The sequence below is a fragment of the Ochrobactrum sp. CGA5 genome (assembly GCF_006345815.1).
GTDB lineage: Bacteria > Pseudomonadota > Alphaproteobacteria > Rhizobiales > Rhizobiaceae > Brucella.
This window is the reverse complement of the sequence record NZ_VCIG01000002.1, coordinates 35,409-49,682: the sequence shown is the minus strand read 5'-3', so window position 1 is coordinate 49,682 and position 14,274 is coordinate 35,409. Positions and strand designations below refer to the sequence as shown.

Below are 14,274 nucleotides of genomic sequence, written 5' to 3'. Positions count from 1 at the left end.
CGATCACTTTCAGTTGGGAGGTTATTTGCCGATTGTGCGAGACAACCCAAGCGTGCGTTCGATGACGAAAACGATGAGAAGCGTCGCCGCGATAAGCACGACCGAGATGGAAGCGGTCATCGGGTCGGTTCGGCTTTCGACATAGTTGAAGATTTCCACCGGCAGCGTCGTCATGCGTGGGCCGGTGATGAAGAGCGAGATCACCACCTCGTCGAAAGACAGAAGGAAAGACAATGCCGCACTTGCCACCAGACCCGGCATCATCAACGGCAAGGTGATACGACGGAACACGGTGAAAGGTGACGCGCCCAGCATCGTGGCGGCCTCTTCGACAGATGGCGGAAGGGTCGAGAACGCGGTTATCATGATGCGGATGACGTAAGGCGTCGTCACGATCAGATGGGCGATCACCAGACCGGTGAATGTGCCGAGCAGTTCCAGCCGCACGAAGACCAGCAGAATGGCGAGACCAAGCACGATGGACGGCAGAAGCAGCGGCGCGGTGAAGAGATTCAGCACCGCTTCGCGTCCACGGAACTGGTAGCGGCGGATCGCATAGGCAGCCGGGATGCCTGCAAGAAGCGAAAGAACTGTCACGACCGACGCAATGCCAAGGCTGATCCAGAACGCCTGAATGAGTGTTTCATGGTGCAGCATTTCTGCATACCACCGCACGCCCCAGCTCTGCGGCGGAAAAGTGAGATAGTTGTCGTTGCTGAACGATAGCGGCACGACGACCAGAATGGGAGCCAGCAGAAACAGATAGAGCAGCCCGACCGTAACGCGAAATGGCAATGAAGTTGAACCAATCATCTCGTTTCTCCTTTGCCAATCAATCGATGCGACGTGCGATACGGGAGTAGACCATCAAGGCGAGACCGAAGATGATCAGGACAATGACGGAAGTTGCGGCAGCGCGCGGCCATTCAAGCTGGATCACTGCCTGGTCGTAGATTTCCGTCGCCAGCAGGAACACACGCCCGCCACCAAGCAATTTTGGCGTGATGAAGGAGCTGATAGCCAAAACGAAGCAAAGCAGGCAGCCAAGGGCGATACCCGGCAAAGTGAGCGGCAGGATGATCCGGCGAAACCGCGTGAAGGCATTGGCGCCGAGTGATGCCGCAGCCTCTTCAAGCGAGGCGTTCAGTCGTCCAAAACCGGCGATCAGCGACAGCGCCATATAAGGGATCAGGATTTCAACCATACCGATGAACACGCCGAGAGTATTGTTGACGAGCCTGATGGGAGAGGAAATGATACCGAGGTTCACCAAGGCGCCATTAATGAGCCCCTGATCGCCGAGAAGCACCATCCAGCCATAAGTGCGCACCACGCTGCTGACGAGCAGCGGTGAGACCGTGACCACGAAAAGGAAGTTGCGCCAGACTGGCGAAACACGGTGCAGGAAAAGCGCAATGGGATAGGCACAGATGAGCGTTGCCAGCGTGATGAACGCGCTCAGCCAGAGCGAATTGAACACCAGCCCCCAGTTGAAACTGTCGGTGAAGAAATTGACATAGTTTTCAAACGTATAGCGCTCCGTCAGAACACCACCGCTTTCGCTCTGTAGAAAGGATATCTGCGCCAGATGCGCAACCGGTGCGATGAAGGCGATAAGATTGATCAAGGCCATCGGTAGAAGAAGCGCAACGGCCACGAGACTGTAGCGTCTGCGTTTTGATGGCTTCGCTGGAATAATATCGGTCGATGTAATCGCTGTCATGACATCAGCTCCCGAACACCAGCATGTCTTCCGGTTTCCATTCGCAAAGCAACCTGTCGCCCGTATGGAATGCATGCCCCGCGCTCGCGGTCGGCACCTCTACTTTAAGGCAAGCGCCCTCGATCTCTATGTCATATTGAACGATATCGCCGATATAGGTCGTGCGCTCAACCACACCGTGGGCGCTGTTGGTTACGACGCTGACAAGATTGCGATCGCGGTTGGGCGTGAGATTGATACGATGCGGACGGATGGCGATCTGTCCTGATCCACGTGACTTTCCGTGCGTGTTGCAGCGATAGGTGCCACTGCCGAGACGGCAGACGTTTTCATTGACGATCTCGCAATTGTGGACATTGGCGCGACCGACGAACTTAGCCACAAACAGGGAGGACGGCTTTTCATAGATTTCTTCCGGTGAACCAAGCTGTGCTAGCTTGCCACTATCCATCACGCCCACGACATCGCACATTGTTAGTGCTTCAACCTGATCATGCGTGACGAAAACCGTCGTAATATCGAGACGCTTCTGAATCTCGCGGATTTCGATCCGCATGTCGTCGCGCAGCTTTGCATCCAGATTGGACAGGGGCTCATCGAGCAGCAGAATACGCGGACGGATGACCAGTGCGCGCGCCAGTGCCACGCGCTGCTGCTGACCGCCGGACATTTCCTTGGGCTTGCGTGATCCGTATCCGGGAAGCCGCACCATTTCGAGCGCCTCTTCGACGCGCTTCTTCGCTTCCGCCTTGCCGACCTTGCGCATATCGAGACCGAAAGCGACATTCTCGGCGACAGTCATGTGCGGGAAAAGAGCATAGTTCTGGAAAACCAGACCAATATCGCGTTGGTGGGGTGGCCTGTGCGAAATGTCGTTTCCGTCGATCAGGATGTTTCCATCCGAGATCGATGCGAGACCGGCAATCATGCGCAATGTCGTCGTCTTGCCGCAACCGGACGGGCCCAAGAGGCCGAGCAGTTTTCCGCGCGGCAAGTCGAGATGAAGATCGTCCACTGCCCGGTAGTTGTTGCCGTAAAGCTTGGTAAGGGCCTTCAATTGTAGAAATGAGCTTTCTGCTACCATATCGAAACCTGTGAGGGGGCGTTACCGCCCTGGAAAAACGGGGCGGAAGCGTTAATTTCAGGGTGAGGTAGGGCTTTATCGACCAGCCGGAATGATCTGACGACGCCAGGGATTGAGCAGTTGGTCACGCATATCGCCGATTGTCATCCAGTCAACCGGGATTAACTTTTCACGTTGGGCCGGGTCCATGAAAGGAATGCGTTTTTTCGTTTCGTCGTTCACGTCGGCTTTCGTGTTCGAGGGGGCATAAAACATGATCTCTGCGAAACGGGCCTGAGCCTCGGGGCCTATCGCGTAATCGATGAAGGTTTTCGTCGCCTCCATGTTCTTGCCATTGGCAATCGCACTGATCACGTTCACTTGCGCAGCCGTGCCTTCTTTCGGCCCAACTGACTGAAGCTTTCCGCCAGTCTGATCGAAATAGAACTGAGCCCGGGCATTATAACCGATGGACAAGGTCGCCGTGCCGTTTGCAACCAGCGTATAAGCATCGGGCTTCGGTTCCCATGTCTGCACGGCAGGCGCCAGTTCCACCAGCTTTTCAACGCCTGGCTGCACAGTCTTCGCATAGTCGTCTTCACCCGCGAGACGGTTCGAGATGATTGTAAGCAGGATGGCCTGAATATCGCCACCGCCCTGCGCCGGAATAATGACCTTGCCATTCTGCTGCTTGTCCCAGAGCGCTTCCCAACTATTCGGTGCACCGTGCGCAACTGCATCGTGGTTATAAAGAAGCGAAAGCGTGTCATATGTGATCGGTATTGCGGCGCCAGCGAGCTCCTTGCCAAGATCGGCTACATCTGCATAATTCTTGAGCGATGCCACATTGAGCTTCTCGACCAATCCTTCCTCATCAGCAATCTTGGCGACCGAGAGATCGTAGATCACTGCATCCGTCTGGGGCGAGGATTTCTGGGCGCGCATATTGCCAAGTGATGTCGCAGCATTCTGCACGCCGTAATAAGTGACCTTGATATCGGGATGTTCCTTCTGGAACGGTTCGATGACAGCCTTGACGTAATTGTCCTGGAACGCGCCGCGATAACCCATCACGGTGATTTCCGCAGCATTGGCCGCGAAAACAGTCATCGCCGAAACACTCCACGCTAAGCTCGCCAGCAAAGCCGATTTTCTGTTGATCGAACGTGCCATCAGTCACTCCCCTTTTGTTTGACCGTAAGGTGAAGAATGGCGACCGAAGCGTCCAACGACTTATTCTGTCCGCCTGTTCGATTTTGCTTTATGCCCAAGATTGCCGGAGTTTGTGGGCTTGGCTGGCAACATAATACCTGCGTGATGCAACCCGTATTCCCACCGTGATGAAATTGTAATCTGCTGCCCATTTTTTGAGCAGAAATTCACCGTCTTTCAGCGCAGGAATCTTGTCCATCTCATCCCATATGCCCTTGCCGCCTCGAAATAGGTCAAGATCAAAACTGGCACAGTCTTTGCTTCTATTACATCGAACACCGAGCCGCGCGACACCGCATGACTGGTGGTGATCGATCAACCGAGGATGATAGAGAGACTAGCAATGACCAAGTACAAGCTCGAATACATTTGGCTCGATGGATGCACGCCAGCGGCGAACCTGCGCGGTAAGACGCAGATCAAGGAATTCGATGCTTTCCCGACGCTTGAACAGCTACCGCTTTGGGGTTTCGACGGTTCATCAACGATGCAGGCCGAAGGCCGCAGCTCGGATTGCGTATTGAAGCCTGTCGCGATCTATCCCGATCCTGCGCGCAAGAACGGCGTTCTCGTAATGTGTGAAGTCATGATGCCGGATGGCGTCACGCCGCACCCATCCAACAGCCGCGCAACGATCCTCGAAGACGACGATGCATGGTTCGGTTTCGAGCAGGAGTATTTCTTCTACAAGGATGGCCGTCCGCTCGGTTTCCCAGAACAGGGTTTCCCTGCCCCGCAGGGGCCATATTACACTGGCGTCGGCTACAAGAATGTCGGCTCCATCGCCCGCAAGATCGTCGAGGAACATCTCGATCTCTGCCTCGACGCCGGCATCAACCACGAAGGCATCAATGCGGAAGTGGCCAAGGGCCAGTGGGAATTCCAGATTTTCGGCAAGGGTTCCAAAAACGCCGCCGACCAGATCTGGATGGCCCGCTACCTGCTGCTTCGCCTCTGCGAACAGTATGAAATCGATATTGAATTCCACTGCAAGCCGCTCGGCGATACCGACTGGAACGGCTCGGGCATGCATTGCAACTTCTCGACCAAATATATGCGTGAAGTGGGCGGCAAGGAGTATTTCGAAGCGCTGATGGCGCAGTTCGACAAGAACCTTCAGGACCATATCGACGTTTATGGCCCAGACAACCATATGCGCCTGACCGGCAAGCATGAGACCGCCCCGTGGAACAAGTTCTCCTACGGCGTAGCCGATCGCGGTGCTTCGATCCGGGTTCCACACTCGTTTATCAGGGATGGGTATCGCGGTTATCTGGAAGATCGCCGCCCTAACTCGCAGGGCTGCCCATACCAGATCGCTTCGCAGGTTCTGAAGACGATTTCCGAAGTCCCGACCTCGGAAGACGAAGCACTCGCTGCTTAATTTTTAGCGGAACGGCCTGCTGAAATCTCCAGGCAGGCCGTTCCATTTTATTCTCGGAAACGGCAGACAACAAAAAAGGCCGGGGCGAAAACGCACCGACCTTCCTGATCATCGCTTTCCTACCAGTGCCAGTACATCCGTGGTCAAAAGCATAAAGCGATGGAGGCTATTGCGAGCGACAGACGCGTTCCAGCGCTCTTAAGCAATGCCATGACAGCGACATAGGTGCACATCTTGTTCAAAACAAGACCACACAACAAATTAGATAAATTAGCTTAATGTCTCGACCTGTCGTCGCACCAACAGATATATGACCACAATTCCGGCTCCTATCGCATAAGCCAGAACATCCAGCCAATCCGGTGTCGCCCCGAGGATAATGCGCAGAGCCGGATTTCCGATCACGATATCGAACTGCTTTGCGAGATATTGACCTGTTTCCACCACCACCCCGGTCAGAAACGCGATCAAAGTCAGCAGCAGGCGGTTTCCGTCAATGCAGCTTCTAAGCAACGCATAGACAAAGATAACGGCGAACGCATCCCCGGCAAAGCTTCTGATCCAGCCCAATCCCGCCCCCAAGGTCGCCAGCAGAGCGAGAAGCGCCAAGATTATCAACGTGAAACACAATGCTGACGGCGAAAATTTAAGCTGCACGGAAATTCCTTGTTGGAAACGAATTGCAGCCTAATCTAACCTTTTCCCTTCCCGCGCAAGGCCGCAGCACCCGAATAATTCCAAAGTGACTTGTTGCTCGAAGAGACTGCGATTGCGCCATGTGTCATTGCTGTACCAACGTCACTTTCGTTACAGATGAAACCTGACGCCACTATAGGCGGCAAGCGGCGCTTATCCTCCACCGAGAGATAACCCAGCATAGGCGACGGCATAATCTGCACCAGATTGGGCGCGCTTTGCGAAATCGCCTTCAGGCTGCGCGGCCAGGTGGAGCGGTCTGTCACGAAGACCTTCTGCATGGTCAGAAGACCGCATTGCGCAGCCTTCTGAATGGTTGGAACGCGGGTCGACAGCAGAACCGAAATACCTATTTCGGCAAGGAATTCGATGGCGCCTTTGTCCTGCGACAGACCTTCGCAACTGTCGATGTTCAGAACGATCAGCTTGTTGCTTTTCTTGAGCGCATTGAGTACTTCCGCCACGTGGCGCAAGGCGATGTTGGCAACGATCCCCACTTCCGCTTTGCTATCCAGAAATGCCTGGAGATTGTCCACGCCGTAGAGCGTCGCCATGACTGGTGCCCGCAAGAGTCGCTCGCCGATCGTTCTGTCCAATGTCATTCCATCATTTTCCGTCTCTTGGCATGTCGAGCGAAAGACCGAGCTTGCCGGGGTTAAGCAGATTGTCCGGGTCGAGCGCCTTTTTCACCGTTTCAAGGAGAGGAAACGCAGAACCCAGAGCGTCCTTCATGTAAGGCGCGCGGAGCAGTCCGACGCCGTGGTGATGGCTCAAGGCTGCACCATACTTGATTAGAACGGCATTGGCAGCATCCCAAGCAGCACGATACCATTCGGCGCGCTTTTCCACTTCCACGTCGCCACGCAGCGAGAAATAGAGGCAGGCGCCGTCGACATAGGCATGCGACTGATGCGCCGAACCGGCCAGCGTCCCCGGCACTGCATTGATTGCAGCGACGACCTCGTCGTAGATCGCAGGCAGATCGCGCCAGCATCCCGTCATTTCCAGCGTATCGGCAACAAAGCCCGGGCTGCGCTTGAAGCCTTCAGCGCTCTTGCCGGTCAGATAGCGCGTGTCGAGCCACTTTTCGAAGATCGTGTCACCATCGAGCTTGTCGCCGAGTTCGGCGCAAACCTTCTCGCTGATCGCCATCACGGCATCTACCATTTCCTGAGCGCCTTCATCGGCGATCAGCAGCACGTTGCTTTCCGGCAGGCCGAACTGCACACCGCTTTCCAGCTCGTCGTAAAGACGCAGTGCTGCGGGATTGGCGCCGCCCTGCATGATGCGGCGGCAGGCTTCCAGACCAATTGCAAAGCTTTTGAACCCATAGGCAATCGCACGGGCATAGTCCGGCAGACGATGCAGTTTCAGGCGCGCCTTCACGATGATTCCGAGTGTGCCTTCCGAGCCGATGAACATCTGCTGTAGATCGGGGCCGATTGCCGCGCGGGCATAGTTGCCAACCGTCACAAGCGATCCATCGGCAAGCACGACTTCCATGCCATAGACCATATCCTCAATCTTGCCATAGCGCGTGGAAAGTTGGCCCGCGCCGCGGCAGGCGATCCAGCCGCCCACGGTGCTGATACCGAACGAGGACGGCCAATGCCCCATGGTCATGCCAAAGTCGCGCTGGATCATTTCCTCAAAAATATCACCGAACATGCCAGCTTCAACTTCAACGATCTGGCTGTTCGCATCGAAACTGACAAAACGGTTGAGACTGCAGACATCGAGCACGATACCGCCGCGCAGCGGCAGCGCAGCGCCCGTAACATTGGAGCGCCCGGCAGAAACCGTAACCGGAACCTTGGCTTCATGCGCCAGGCGCATGACAGCTTGAACCTGCTCCACCGTCGAAACGCGAACGAATACACCGTCAACCGTTGCAGGCTTTCCGCCCGTTTCCGCGACCATCGTGCGCGCCCACCAGTCGCGCGTATTCACGACGAGGTCTTCGCGCGCTGTGAGAACTTCGTCTGCAACGCCCCGCAGCTTTTCAACTAGAGCCGCGTCTACTGCCACAGCGTTCTGCGCCAGATCGGCCTCGGTGCCAACTTCCTTGATGCTGCCGGCATAATGCGGCTGGGTCGGTGCGCCGACGACATAATTCCCGCGATTGTAACCGCGCTTGATGGCTTCCTTGCTGATCATATTCAGTTAGCTCCTGTGAGAATGGATTTTTCTTTTTCGGTCGCGGCCACATAGGCGGCAACCTGACGGTCAATTTCGGCCTGGGGGAGACCAAGCTCCTCACCCAGCAAAGCGCCGACTTTCGCGGCGGCACGAGTGGAGGCATCGCGCGCCATCAGTCGGGCACGCATACGACGCGACAACACGTCATCGATTGTCCGGGCAAGCTCGTGCCGGGCGGCGTAGACAACTTCACCGCCTGTATAGGGCAGTCCTTCCACAACCGGTTCAGCGAGTTCAGGACGTTCAGCCATCAGATCGCTGACGAAACGCGATTCCGTGCCATAGCGTTCGCCCAGATGCGCCTCCATGCCACCAGAGGCCACGATTGCCTGTGCGTCGTAACCGGCTGCCCCCAGCAGAAATGCCTTTTTCGTGGTACAGCGACGGCGATCACCCAAAACTTTTGCAGCCGCATCCACCGTCTGCTCGGCCATATGGCGCGAAGTCGTCAGCTTGCCGCCCACAATCGTGACAAGGCCATCAGATGCAACATGCACGGAATGATCCCGTTTGACGTCCATGGTGCTGCCGCCAGACGAAGCGGCTACCAGCGGACGGCATCCGGCAATGCTGCCGACGACATCATCCGGTGTCAGATCGATATTGAGCGCGCTGCACGCACCTTCGATCAGGAAATCAAGCTCGCGGCGCGTGCAATATACGTCGTCGAGGTCGCCTTGATAATCCTCATCGGTCGTGCCGAGATAGGAGACATTGCCCCAGCGCGTGATGGTCGCGCGGCGGCTGCGCCCCGGAACCGGCACCGTCACGGTGCAGTCGTTGCGAATTTTCAACCATGGGATCGCGACATGAACGCCTTTTGCCGGGCGGACGTGCAACGGCTTCTCGCCATCCCTACCAAGCCCCATCCAGTCGCGCAGCCATACGCCGGTCGCCATTATGACTGTCTTGGCGCTCACCCGGATTTCCTTGTCTTCCACGGTATGAACGACAGCGCCATCTACCCGACCCGAACTGCGGGTAATTTCCGCAACCTTAGTATGGTTTAGGATTGTGGCCCCGTAAAACGCAGCCGAACGGGCGAGCGCCAAAGTGAGGCGCGCGTCATCAACACGGGCATCGAAATACATGAGACCGCCACGCAAATATTCGTCCTTGAAGGTTGGACAATGCGCTAACACTTCCGCGGCGGTCAGCTTCTGGTGCAGGATACCTTCACGCCAGCCGCCAGCCAGATCATAGGTCCACAGCAAACCTTCAAACGCCTTGGCGAAGCGTGCATCGAACACCCCATCCCGCTCCAGAATAGGGAAAAGAAAAGGCAGGCGCTGCACCAGATGGCTGGCATTGCGGCGCAGGCGCTGCCGCTCCAGCAGAGAATGTCGGACAAGGCCAAGGTTGCCCTGTTCAATATAACGCAAGCCACCATGCACCATCTTCGAGGATTTCGATGACGTGCCGGATGCAAAATCATCCTTCTCGACCAGCGCCACGCGAAAGCCGCGCAGACTTGCATCGAAGGCGCAGTAAGCACCGGTCACGCCACCGCCAACGATCAGAATGTCGTAAGTTTCAGTAGCAAGGCGGTCTTCCTGTTCCGACCGGTTCAGCCGCAGCGGCTCGGTGCGGATCATCCGGGCGCGATCCTTGTCCGCGCGCCGGGAGCGCAGATTCAGCATTTCAACTCCTGTTTAATAATAGTGACCCGACCGAACGCGTGCGACTTCTTCATCCGTGAGGGAGTGCCATCGCGCTCTACGATCCTGCCGTTCCGCATCGCTGATCTTCGGGATAAAAAGATTGCCTTCGGGCAGCGTTGCGCGAGCTTCCGCAAGGTTGCTCCAGAGCAAGCCGTCACTACCTGCCAAAAAGGCAGTACCCCGCAGGCTCGCGCGATCCTGATCCGCCATGCGCCGCACCGGCACACCACTGAGATCGGCCTGGAGCTGAAGCAGCGTATCGCTGGACGAAAGCCCTCCACCTGCAACCACTTCCCGCACCGGTACACCCGCCACTTCCGCACTCGCCTCCGCACAAGAAACGACCGAATGGGCGATGCCCTCCAATATGGCATGAGCAAGATGGGCGCGGCTGTGTGCCATTGAGAGCCCTGTCAATGAGGCCCGCCCATCTGGGACGATGCTCGGCTGCCGCAGTCCCGTCAGGGTCGGCATGAAGAACAGACCATTAGAAAACGGCACTGTTGCAGCGAGTTCGCTGATCTCCTTCGCATTCTCGAACCAGCGCATTTCATTGCAGAGCCAATTGAGCGCCGATCCTGTTGTGGCGGCGTAGGTTTCTACCGCGAAATGCGAGAGATTCTCGCTGCGCCAAGCTGTCATGGTGAATGTTGCTTCATAGAGGCCGGGATTTTTCGGCGTCTGCTTTCCGATCACAAGATCGACGAAGCTGCCCGTACCATGCACGCACATGGCCTGCCCCGCATCGTGACAACCAAGACCGACCAGACCGCCAAGCTGATCGCCGCATGACGCCTTGATCGGCACACGGATACCCAGAATGTCCTGCCGCGTATAACCAAAATCGTCGGCGTCCTGTTTCAGTTCGGGTAACAGTTCGAGGGGAAAATCCTGCGCCTCCACCCAGTCGGTGAAATAGCGGTGTTCAGCGAGTATATAGGCACCGGCGGAGGTAGCATTGGTCGGCGTAGTGACCGCTTTGCGCTCTTCGGAAAGATTCCAGAGCAACCAGGTGTCGACCGTGCCAAAGGCAAGCCTTTTCGCCCTCCATGCCTCGCGCACGGCAGGAGTATCCTGCATATGGCGCGCGGCCCATAGATAGATTGCCCGCCCTCCAACCGGACGCCCTGCGAGCGACACGAGTTTTGCGTCCCAGATGGTCCCGAGCGGCTTCAACTCTTCAGCATAGCGCGAATCCTGCCAGACCATGGCCGGAACGAGCGCGCGTCCGGTTTGAGTATCCCACAGTACACCAGTCGCGCGTTGGGTAGCGATTGCCATCGCGGCGATCTCCACGCCAGCATCGCGCGCTGCGGTAATCGTCTTGGCGCATACTTCGATGGTCTTTTGCAAAAGAACATCGGCGTCCTGTTCCACCACGTTATGACGCGGAGAAGAGACTGCAAGCGTGGTGTAATTGACCGAAGAGACCGAACCGTCGGCCGCGACAAGCGCGGCCCGGGTTCCGGACGTTCCTTCATCAATGGCCAGAATGGCCTGTCTGCGTCCGTTCACATTATCCTCCGTTATCAGCGGTCGCCTTCGAATTGCGGTGCATTCGGCTCGTCGTCCGGGCTGACCTTGGTACGGGTCGGGTCCCACTGAATGACTGAGCAGATGATGCAGGCAACCAGAGGTACGACCGACAGGATCAGGAATGTCGTGCCGAGGCCGTAGGTCTCACGGAAGATCGGGAACACGAGCAGGCCGAGGGCCGCCCCCATAGCACCAAGCGCGCCGATGATGCCGTTGGCGCCTGCACGCAGTTCGCTGCGGAACGAGAGCGATGACAGGCTCTTGCCGTTTGCACCCGGGCCACCGGAATGGAAGAGGATGAACAGAGAAGGCACGATCACCGCAAGCCAGGTCGGCATGGTGTCATGGAATAGGCCCATGATGACCAGCATTACGAAGACCGCACCAAAACCGATGGCGGAAGCCTTGCGCAAGCCAAGTACGCGCCCGATGACCGGCGAAGAAAAGCCGCCAATGATGCCGAATACGTTAAACACCAGCGTGCCCATCATCGCATAGAGGAAATCCTTGCCAAAGAGCGCCGCACTGATGAGCGGTAGGTACCAGCCCACGGCGAAATACTGGATCGACTGCCCGATCTGTACGGTTGCGGCAAGAATGGTGCGCGGCAGATAGATCCCGCGGAAAATCAGCGCAACATTGGCAATGCCACGGCGGGCCTGATTAAGAACCGGCAAGCGATCTTCCGGCAGAGCTGCAACGAAATCACGATGATAGATACGGGTCATCGCGCGCGCGGCCTCTTCAAGCCTTTCCTTGCGGGCAAGCCAGATCGGGCTTTCAACCATGAACACCATCTGCAGCAGCATGATCGCGAAGGCGAAGATACCGGTAGCTGCGACAGAATAGCGCCAGATCGAGTCCCCCACGTCCCAGCTGTAGAACAGCATGGCTAGCAGTACGTTTGTACAAACGGCAGTGTACCAGATACCTTGCCAAGTGTTGAGACGGCTACGCAGACGCGCAGGCGTAAATTCGGCAAGCACAGCCATGGCGATGGCAAAATCAATACCGTAGGCAGCGCCCACGAAGAAGCGCCCCAGAAGAATGACTTCATAGGAATGAGCCGTCATTACCAGCACCGCACCGATAAGCGCGATGAACTTTGCGAAGACCAGCGGGCGCATACGGCCCCAACGGTCAGCGATCCAGCCGCCGATCGGGTTGAACGCAATCGATACCCAAGAGGCGAAGGATGTCATCAGCGCGACCTGTGCGGCATCCAGCCCCAGATCGCGTGTCATCGGCCCAAGCCCGGCGCTCAACGCCGAATTGGCGAAGGCATCAAGGAAAAGCCCTCCGAGGGCAAGCCACCAGATGATACCGGCGCGGCCTCGGATACCGTCATTCGCATCGATATAGGAAATTATATCCGGCACGCCCCTTAGGGCTATTTTGCTTCCGTGCATTACGGCGTCCTCCCAACGTCGCTATGACATCTGCAAGAGGACTTATCCGGATTCCAGACGCAATAAGACCACCCTTGCAGATGGTCTTAAATCTTCAGTCTGCATTTATGGTTATAGACTGTCTGGACAGCTTGTCAATCCGTACCGCCGCTGCTTGTCCACAGCCCCCCATCCTGAAAGCAGCGAAGGCGGCTGCGGCTGCCCGCTACCGCCTTGCAAAGTTTCACGCCACGTTCAAAACGCTTTCCGGGGGGAAAGCTTCATAGCCCAGCGCTTCCGCAACTGGTTTGTTGGTGATGCGGCCCTTGTGAACATTCAGACCATTGCGAAGATGCTTGTCTTCGGCAATTGCCCTCAAACCCCGGTCGGCAAGCGCCAGACCGTAATAAAGGGTCGCGTTGTTGAGGGCATGCGCAGAGGTCACCGGAACCGCGCCTGGCATATTGGCAACGCAGTAATGGACGATCCCGTCCACTTCGTAAGTGGGATCGGAATGCGTCGTTGCGTGGGAGGTCTCGAAACAGCCGCCCTGATCGATGGCCACGTCGACAATAACCGCCCCATTTTTCATGCCGGACAACATTTCATGGGTAACGAGTTTTGGAGCTGCCGCACCGGGGATTAACACCGCGCCGATGACGAGATCTGCAGAGAAAACCTCATCTTCGAGCGCCTGAATGCTAGAATAGCGAGTATGAACACGGCCGTTGAATATATCGTCGAGCTGGCGCAGACGCGGCAGCGAGCGATCCAGAATGGATACATCGGCGCCGAGGCCCGCCGCCATCCTCGCGGCATGAAGTCCTACAACGCCACCGCCGATGATCGTTACTTTTGCCGGAAGCACACCCGGAACACCACCCAGCAGAATGCCGAGACCGCCATTTGCTTTTTGCAACGCCGTCGCACCAGCCTGTATAGACAGACGGCCAGCCACTTCCGACATCGGAGCAAGCAACGGCAGTCCACCGCGATCATCCGTTACGGTTTCGTAGGCAATTGCCGTCACGCCAGACGCAAGGAGCCCCTTGGTCTGATCCGGGTCAGGGGCAAGATGGAGATAAGTGTAGAGAAGCTGACCTTCGCGAAGCTGCACCCATTCGGTAGGCTGCGGCTCCTTGACCTTAACGATCATGTCGCACTTCTCGAAAATTTCTGTTGCGGAAGCGGCAATTTTAGCGCCAGCGGCGATGTAACTCGCATCATCAGCACCAATACCGGCACCTGCCTTTGTTTCAATCCAGACTTCGTGACCATGAGCCACATATTCACGAACTGCAGCGGGAGTTAATCCGACACGATATTCATGGTTCTTGATTTCCTTCGGGCAACCGACACGCATACGCGTTCCTCTCATTTTTTGCCCACTTGCCGTGGGTCGTTGTCGATCC

The 14,274-nt window shown here is 56.7% G+C and carries 12 protein-coding genes; 1 reads left to right on the top strand and 11 read right to left on the bottom strand.

Annotation, left to right across the window (positions count from 1 at the left end):
- Nucleotides 1-21: 21 nt before the first annotated feature.
- The 4 genes from FJQ48_RS02475 to FJQ48_RS02460 form a co-directional block, all read right to left on the bottom strand.
- The gene (locus FJQ48_RS02475; RefSeq protein ID WP_139973639.1) at nucleotides 22-813 is read right to left on the bottom strand and encodes an ABC transporter permease; all 792 of its coding nucleotides are present in this window, start codon (nucleotides 811-813) and stop codon (nucleotides 22-24) included.
- 19 nt (nucleotides 814-832) lie between these two features.
- Nucleotides 833-1,723: an ABC transporter permease gene (locus tag FJQ48_RS02470; protein ID WP_139973638.1), complete on the bottom strand. Its 891-nt coding sequence runs from the start codon at nucleotides 1,721-1,723 to the stop codon at nucleotides 833-835.
- 4 nt (nucleotides 1,724-1,727) lie between these two features.
- On the bottom strand, nucleotides 1,728-2,807 hold the full coding sequence (locus FJQ48_RS02465; RefSeq protein WP_139973637.1) for an ABC transporter ATP-binding protein: 1,080 nt from the start codon (nucleotides 2,805-2,807) through the stop codon (nucleotides 1,728-1,730).
- 75 nt (nucleotides 2,808-2,882) lie between these two features.
- The gene (locus tag FJQ48_RS02460) at nucleotides 2,883-3,959 is read right to left on the bottom strand and encodes an extracellular solute-binding protein (protein WP_139973636.1); all 1,077 of its coding nucleotides are present in this window, start codon (nucleotides 3,957-3,959) and stop codon (nucleotides 2,883-2,885) included.
- 382 nt (nucleotides 3,960-4,341) lie between these two features.
- On the opposite strand from FJQ48_RS02460, the gene FJQ48_RS02455 reads away from it, so the two are divergent.
- Nucleotides 4,342-5,382, top strand: a complete 1,041-nt coding sequence (locus FJQ48_RS02455) for a glutamine synthetase beta-grasp domain-containing protein (RefSeq protein WP_139973635.1) — start codon at nucleotides 4,342-4,344, stop codon at nucleotides 5,380-5,382.
- A gap of 270 nt (nucleotides 5,383-5,652) precedes the next feature.
- Here the strand turns inward: FJQ48_RS02455 and FJQ48_RS02450 are convergent, their stop codons facing one another.
- The 7 genes from FJQ48_RS02450 to ald all read right to left on the bottom strand — a co-directional run bounded on the left by FJQ48_RS02450 (nucleotide 5,653) and on the right by ald (nucleotide 14,225).
- A complete protein-coding gene (locus FJQ48_RS02450; protein WP_139973634.1) occupies nucleotides 5,653-6,039 on the bottom strand; it encodes a DUF2809 domain-containing protein in 387 nt (128 codons plus the stop codon).
- A gap of 35 nt (nucleotides 6,040-6,074) precedes the next feature.
- Nucleotides 6,075-6,680 (bottom strand): glycerol-3-phosphate responsive antiterminator, encoded by a 606-nt coding sequence (locus FJQ48_RS02445; protein ID WP_139973633.1) that lies wholly within the window; start codon nucleotides 6,678-6,680, stop codon nucleotides 6,075-6,077.
- A gap of 4 nt (nucleotides 6,681-6,684) precedes the next feature.
- The gene (locus tag FJQ48_RS02440; RefSeq protein WP_139973632.1) at nucleotides 6,685-8,235 is read right to left on the bottom strand and encodes an FAD-binding oxidoreductase; all 1,551 of its coding nucleotides are present in this window, start codon (nucleotides 8,233-8,235) and stop codon (nucleotides 6,685-6,687) included.
- Nucleotides 8,236-8,237: 2 nt separating this feature from the next.
- Complete coding sequence (locus FJQ48_RS02435; protein ID WP_139973631.1) at nucleotides 8,238-9,917, bottom strand: glycerol-3-phosphate dehydrogenase/oxidase; 1,680 nt, start codon at nucleotides 9,915-9,917, stop codon at nucleotides 8,238-8,240.
- A 12-nt stretch (nucleotides 9,918-9,929) separates the two neighbouring features.
- Entirely contained in the window at nucleotides 9,930-11,453 is a 1,524-nt protein-coding gene (locus FJQ48_RS02430; protein WP_139973630.1) for an FGGY family carbohydrate kinase, read from the bottom strand.
- 14 nt (nucleotides 11,454-11,467) lie between these two features.
- Entirely contained in the window at nucleotides 11,468-12,883 is a 1,416-nt protein-coding gene (locus FJQ48_RS02425) for an MFS transporter (RefSeq protein ID WP_139973629.1), read from the bottom strand.
- 223 nt (nucleotides 12,884-13,106) lie between these two features.
- Entirely contained in the window at nucleotides 13,107-14,225 is a 1,119-nt protein-coding gene (gene ald, locus FJQ48_RS02420; protein WP_139973702.1) for an alanine dehydrogenase, read from the bottom strand.
- Between the last annotated feature and the right edge of the window lie 49 nt (nucleotides 14,226-14,274).

Coding starts and splice junctions, on each gene's coding strand:
- FJQ48_RS02460 (WP_139973636.1), bottom strand. CDS start 3,959: ATGGCACGTTCGATCAACAGAAAATCGGCTTTGCTGGCGAGCTTAGCG.
- FJQ48_RS02425 (WP_139973629.1), bottom strand. CDS start 12,883: ATGCACGGAAGCAAAATAGCCCTAAGGGGCGTGCCGGATATAATTTCC.
- FJQ48_RS02445 (WP_139973633.1), bottom strand. CDS start 6,680: ATGACATTGGACAGAACGATCGGCGAGCGACTCTTGCGGGCACCAGTC.
- FJQ48_RS02440 (WP_139973632.1), bottom strand. CDS start 8,235: ATGATCAGCAAGGAAGCCATCAAGCGCGGTTACAATCGCGGGAATTAT.
- FJQ48_RS02455 (WP_139973635.1), top strand. CDS start 4,342: ATGACCAAGTACAAGCTCGAATACATTTGGCTCGATGGATGCACGCCA.
- FJQ48_RS02465 (WP_139973637.1), bottom strand. CDS start 2,807: ATGGTAGCAGAAAGCTCATTTCTACAATTGAAGGCCCTTACCAAGCTT.
- FJQ48_RS02435 (WP_139973631.1), bottom strand. CDS start 9,917: ATGCTGAATCTGCGCTCCCGGCGCGCGGACAAGGATCGCGCCCGGATG.
- FJQ48_RS02475 (WP_139973639.1), bottom strand. CDS start 813: ATGATTGGTTCAACTTCATTGCCATTTCGCGTTACGGTCGGGCTGCTC.
- ald (WP_139973702.1), bottom strand. CDS start 14,225: ATGCGTGTCGGTTGCCCGAAGGAAATCAAGAACCATGAATATCGTGTC.
- FJQ48_RS02470 (WP_139973638.1), bottom strand. CDS start 1,723: ATGACAGCGATTACATCGACCGATATTATTCCAGCGAAGCCATCAAAA.